The following is a 4,791-nucleotide window of genomic DNA, read 5'->3' as shown; positions in this document are numbered from 1 at the left end:
TTGAAGTGCGTCCGATCAAGATGGGCCCGATCCGTCCCTATGTGAATATGAGCTTTGGCATCAACGTCAACAGCTTCGGGGAGAAATCATCGAGTTTCAGAATCAGCCCCAGTAATAACTTTGCCTGGCGTGTCGGCTGGGGTGGCGACTACATGTTGAACGAGAAACTCGCCTTGAACGCAGAAATGGCGTACAAGCGGAATGATGGCCATGTGAATGGCAATTCATCAAACGACTGGGATGCCACGTCGTTCGGCTTCCTGTTCGGTGGAAGGCTGATCTTTTAGTGAAACTTTACTCTTGGTGAGCCTGTTGTGAGCGGCTCCAAACCATGCCGGTCTGTTCTTTGGAGCTGAAACCGAGTTTTTCATAGAACCTGGGACGTCTGGTACAGAGCCAGAACAGCTCCACTCGTTTCAGTCTAGGGTGATGTAGAATGCGTTGAACGATTTCTGAGCCGATGCCTTGCTTGTGATAGGCCTTATCGACGATCACGTCCCAAATGGTGGCGCGGTACACATAGTCGGTGAGCACTCGCCCAAAACCTACCAGTTGGTCCCCATCCCAGGCGCAAACGGCTATATCAGTATGGCGCAGCATATCTTTGGTATCCGAAAGGGTCCGGCCTTTCGCCCAGGGAGCTTGATGGAACAGCCTGAGGAGATGAGAAGGGTCTACTTCTCTCTTGTCTGAAAATGTCACGACGGACTTGAGGGCAGGCGGCATCTTGTACTAGAGTACCTCGGTATAAGTTCCTGTCAATGTTCGGCGGAGTGTACGAGGAAAACGATGGCAACGCAAGTCCGTAGCTGCCCAAAATGCTTTCAACTGATGTGGCTGAAAGAGGAAAAGATCGAGCAGGTTGACGAAGAAACGATACGCGCCAAGTGTCCCCATTGCGGCTCCGTCGTTCGTTTCAAGCTTGTAACGGCTGGTGCGAATGCCGCTGGCCCGAAGATGGGGCATTAGACTCAATTCCTATTGAGGAGCAGGCGCAAGGGTCAACAAAGGCGCGACGACGTTTCGCGCTGAACATATTGCTAATTTAGGACATCCCCCGCCCGGACCCATCCAATTCCGGTTTGTTCCCCGGCATGATCTTGTGAAGCGCCGAGCGATATTCGGCGATCCGCTTCTCATCGAGACGGCCAACTTCGATCTGCTTATCCCGTTGCAACTGCTCAAGATAGTCGAGTATGGCCAGCAAAGGCTGAATCGAACCCAGCAGTTTCCCGACTTCGAAGGCCTCTAATGACTCGATCATTGGCTCATTAAACGACTTATAAGGCGTTCCCGCACTCTGACTCCTGAAGCGGCCGACAATTTCCTCATACTCTTCCACCGCTTCGAAGTTGGGTTTCACACCCGTCGGAACCGCTGTCAAATGGACGACGGGAGGAAGTTTGGCGGCATAGACCTTGAGTTGTGAAGTGAGCCCCCCTATGGAGTCGAGCACATCAGCTGTTTGCATGAATTGCTCCTAGACGAAGGGGGAGAGCCCTGTCAAGCACTCCTCATGGATGGCCGGGTCGCCCGGTCGAGGTCTTGTACCACGTTGTCAATGTCGGATGGAAAAGATCTCGTGTATTCGTGGAGCTCGCCCGTTGTGGGGTGCTGAAATCCCAACGTTCTGGCATGGAGCATAACTCGAGGAATGGCGACATCTTCCACTAAACAGACCTTACGACCTCCGTACGTTGGATCTCCAAGAATGGGATGACCAAGCGACGTCAGATGCACCCGCAATTGGTGAGTCCGACCTGTGCGCGGGAGCAATACGACGTGTGACGCAAGCTTTGCGAAACGTCGTTCTACACGGTACTCGGTGACCGACTCCTTAGGAGTCGACGTGCGCACGGAGAATTTCTTACGCTCTTTTGAATCTCTGCCGATCGCCAACTCGATCGTTCCGTGGCCCTTCTTGGGAACTCCCAAAATCAACGCCTCATAGACACGGGTAATCGTATGATGTTTAAACTGCGCTGCCAGGTGCCGATGGGATTGATCCGTCTTGGCAATGACCATAATCCCGGAAGTTTCCTTGTCAAGGCGATGAACAAGACCGGGACGCTCCTTACCGCCGATGGTTGAAACCGTCCCACCGGAAGTTTCAAAGTGGTGCAGTAAGGCGTTGACCAGCGTTCCCGTCCAGTTTCCCGGTGCCGGGTGAACGACGATTCCTGCCGGCTTATTCAAGACAAGCAGATGGTCGTCTTCGAAAAGAATCTCCAGGGGGATAGCTTCACCTCTCAGCTCAAGCGGTTCAGGCTTAGGCACATCCATTGTGATCCGGTCGCCGGGTTTGATCTTCTGGCTCGGCTTCACAATCTGGCCATTGATGCGGATGCGGCCAAGCTCAATCAGTCTTTGCAGGCACGATCGGGACATATCGCGCTCTCGATTGACGAGAAAGACGTCAAGACGCTTGGGCTGCTCTCCCTCTGTTATGAGAAATTCCGTAATCATGTGGGGGACAAGCTACTAAAGAAACAGGGCATATTGCAATCAGTCGGCCCTGGGTTTACACAGGAAATGCAACGAGACTATGCTTAGGCGCTAAAGCTTGTTGCAACTCTTACTAAGGAGGTGCCGCCATGCGAAGGATGCTCCGAACCGCAGGCTTCGTTCTTGCCGTAAGCGCTTTCCTCCCAACGCTCGGGTCAGCAGGTGGATCTTCCGGAATTCCTCCGGAAACAGTCGCTGACTACTTGTATTCGGTCATCGCGGCAGACCGCACGTTTTACACAATTCATGTTGTGGAACGACTCCAGAACGAAGGAACCGTTGTCGCGGCTGAAAATTGGCGTTCCAAAAGAAATCTTTTGCCCCTCCCAGCTCAGTTCTTAATGGAATCCAGTGAGCTCGCCTCGAAAGCAGGTGTAAAAGTGCGATATCGACTGATCAGCCTGTGGCCAATCAATCCACAAAATGGACCCTATAATGATGAAGAACGGAACGCGCTTGAGGCCGTCAGAAAAAAACGGACTGAACCAGTGACTGCCTCAGTGAAAATCGGCGATGAAAATTATTTCCAAGCCGTCTATGCCGATCGGGCTGTCAGCCAAGCCTGTGTGGGTTGCCACAACGGACATCCGAGAAGCCCGAAGAAGGATTTTAAGATGAATGATGTTATGGGAGGTCTGGTGATCGAGATTCCACTGCCCAAATAAGAAGCGGGTAAACCTGGGAGACGGCCAAGAGCCATGAGAAAGTGGACGTTTAAGCGTGTCCGCTCTTGCGAGCGCGTTCGGCGATCTTCTTGCGGAGACGGGCTTTTTCGAGGCTGATTTCGGCCTCTTTGACTTCTGAAGGAAGCCCACCGGCTTTCAGCCGCTGCTCAGCCTTTTCGACAGCGGCTTGTGCGCGATTTACATCAATGTCTTCAGCTTTTTCGGCGATCTCGGCCATGATCGTGACTTTTGTCGGTGTAACTTCCGCATAGCCCCACAGCACCGCCATGTGGCTGGTCTGGTCACCGACGCGATAACGGAGTTCGCCGATGCGCAGAGTCGATAGAAAATGGCAATGGCCAGCCAACACCCCGAATTCGCCTTCAGAGCCAGGAGCAATCACTTCATCGACTTCCTGACTCAACAGCTGCTTCTCCGGTGTCACAACTTCTAATAGAATCTTCCCAGCCATACGTTCCTTCTTGCCCTTCCCGGGAATAAAGCGAAAAGTCTCCAGGCTGCTCTGACCATCACGCAGCGAACGAGAAGTGCTTCATCAGGCGCGCTCCGTGATGAGAAAAGCACGCGACTGATTAGACTTTAACCCCCATTTTTTCCGCCTTTGCGATCACTTCCTCGATCGGGCCAACCATGTAGAACGCCTGCTCCGGAAGATGATCGTACTTACCGTCGAGGATTTCCTTGAAGCTGCGGACGGTGTCCTTCAGCTTTACATACTTGCCCGGCGAACCAGTGAAGGCTTCGGCGACGTGGAACGGCTGTGAAAGGAACCGTTGAATCTTCCGAGCACGAGCCACGACCATCTTATCGTCTTCGGACAATTCGTCCATACCGAGAATCGCGATGATGTCCTGGAGGTCCTTATAACGCTGCAGAACTGACTGAACGCCGCGTGCCACTTTGTAATGCTCCTCGCCGATAATCTGAGGATCGAGAATACGCGAGGTGGAGTCGAGCGGGTCGACGGCTGGATAAATACCCAACTCAGCCAATTGGCGTGACAGGACTGTCGTTGCGTCGAGGTGTGCGAACGCTGTGGCCGGTGCCGGATCGGTCAGGTCGTCTGCCGGCACATAGATGGCCTGCACTGAGGTGATCGACCCGCGCTTCGTCGAGGTGATACGCTCTTGCAATGCACCCATCTCAGTGGAGAGAGTAGGCTGATACCCTACGGCTGATGGCATACGGCCGAGCAGTGCCGACACTTCTGAACCTGCTTGCGTGAACCGGAAGATGTTATCGACGAAGAGCAGCACGTCCTGGTTCTCTTCATCGCGGAAAAATTCAGCAACCGCCAATCCGGTTAAGGCGACACGAAGACGGGCGCCTGGCGGCTCGTTCATCTGGCCATAGACCAGGGCCGCCTTCGACTTGGTGAAATCATCAGGATCGATGACCTTGGACTCCTGCATTTCGTGCCAGAGGTCGTTACCTTCGCGGGTTCGCTCACCGACGCCGGCGAACACCGAGAACCCGCCATGGTGTAGAGCGATGTTGTTGATCAATTCCATGATGATAACGGTCTTGCCGACTCCGGCGCCGCCGAAGAGGCCGACTTTTCCCCCCTTGCTATAAGGCTCGAGGAGGTCTACCACCTTGA

At 53.6% G+C, this 4,791-nt stretch carries 8 protein-coding genes; 3 read left to right on the top strand and 5 right to left on the bottom strand.

The annotated features are described in order from the left end of the window. The coding region (locus tag ACWVCN_RS02260; protein ID WP_455243887.1) for a hypothetical protein at positions 1-287 on the top strand (287 nt) is incomplete at its 5' end. 7 nt (positions 288-294) lie between these two features. Here ACWVCN_RS02260 and ACWVCN_RS02255 read toward each other — a convergent pair. After that, positions 295-726: a GNAT family N-acetyltransferase gene (locus ACWVCN_RS02255; protein ID WP_455243886.1), complete on the bottom strand. Its 432-nt coding sequence runs from the start codon at positions 724-726 to the stop codon at positions 295-297. 63 nt (positions 727-789) lie between these two features. Between ACWVCN_RS02255 and ACWVCN_RS02250 the strand changes: the two genes are divergently transcribed. Continuing rightward, positions 790-969: a hypothetical protein gene (locus tag ACWVCN_RS02250; protein WP_455243885.1), complete on the top strand. Its 180-nt coding sequence runs from the start codon at positions 790-792 to the stop codon at positions 967-969. 76 nt (positions 970-1,045) lie between these two features. Here ACWVCN_RS02250 and ACWVCN_RS02245 read toward each other — a convergent pair whose 3' ends face one another. Continuing rightward, a complete protein-coding gene (locus ACWVCN_RS02245) occupies positions 1,046-1,471 on the bottom strand; it encodes a hypothetical protein (RefSeq protein WP_455243884.1) in 426 nt (141 codons plus the stop codon). A 32-nt stretch (positions 1,472-1,503) separates the two neighbouring features. Next, entirely contained in the window at positions 1,504-2,466 is a 963-nt protein-coding gene (locus tag ACWVCN_RS02240; protein ID WP_455243883.1) for an RluA family pseudouridine synthase, read from the bottom strand. 128 nt (positions 2,467-2,594) lie between these two features. Here ACWVCN_RS02240 and ACWVCN_RS02235 point away from each other — a divergent pair, with 128 nt between their 5' ends. Then, positions 2,595-3,170: a Tll0287-like domain-containing protein gene (locus ACWVCN_RS02235; protein ID WP_455243882.1), complete on the top strand. Its 576-nt coding sequence runs from the start codon at positions 2,595-2,597 to the stop codon at positions 3,168-3,170. A gap of 49 nt (positions 3,171-3,219) precedes the next feature. Here ACWVCN_RS02235 and ACWVCN_RS02230 read toward each other — a convergent pair whose 3' ends face one another. Both ACWVCN_RS02230 and atpD read right to left on the bottom strand, forming a co-directional pair. Then, complete coding sequence (locus ACWVCN_RS02230; protein WP_455243881.1) at positions 3,220-3,642, bottom strand: F0F1 ATP synthase subunit epsilon; 423 nt, start codon at positions 3,640-3,642, stop codon at positions 3,220-3,222. A gap of 121 nt (positions 3,643-3,763) precedes the next feature. Continuing rightward, positions 3,764-4,791: F0F1 ATP synthase subunit beta (gene atpD, locus ACWVCN_RS02225; RefSeq protein ID WP_455243880.1), on the bottom strand; the 1,028-nt coding region annotated here is incomplete at its 5' end.

The organism is Petrachloros mirabilis, assembly GCF_975968855.1.
Note: the sequence above shows the minus strand (reverse complement) of the source record. Positions and strands in the feature narration are given on the sequence as shown.

Bases quoted from the DNA above. Each gene is read 5' to 3' on its own strand.
- ACWVCN_RS02240 (WP_455243883.1), bottom strand. From the start codon at position 2,466: ATGATTACGGAATTTCTCATAACAGAGGGAGAGCAGCCCAAGCGTCTT.
- ACWVCN_RS02235 (WP_455243882.1), top strand. From the start codon at position 2,595: ATGCGAAGGATGCTCCGAACCGCAGGCTTCGTTCTTGCCGTAAGCGCT.
- ACWVCN_RS02255 (WP_455243886.1), bottom strand. From the start codon at position 726: ATGCCGCCTGCCCTCAAGTCCGTCGTGACATTTTCAGACAAGAGAGAA.
- ACWVCN_RS02245 (WP_455243884.1), bottom strand. From the start codon at position 1,471: ATGCAAACAGCTGATGTGCTCGACTCCATAGGGGGGCTCACTTCACAA.
- ACWVCN_RS02250 (WP_455243885.1), top strand. From the start codon at position 790: ATGGCAACGCAAGTCCGTAGCTGCCCAAAATGCTTTCAACTGATGTGG.
- ACWVCN_RS02230 (WP_455243881.1), bottom strand. From the start codon at position 3,642: ATGGCTGGGAAGATTCTATTAGAAGTTGTGACACCGGAGAAGCAGCTG.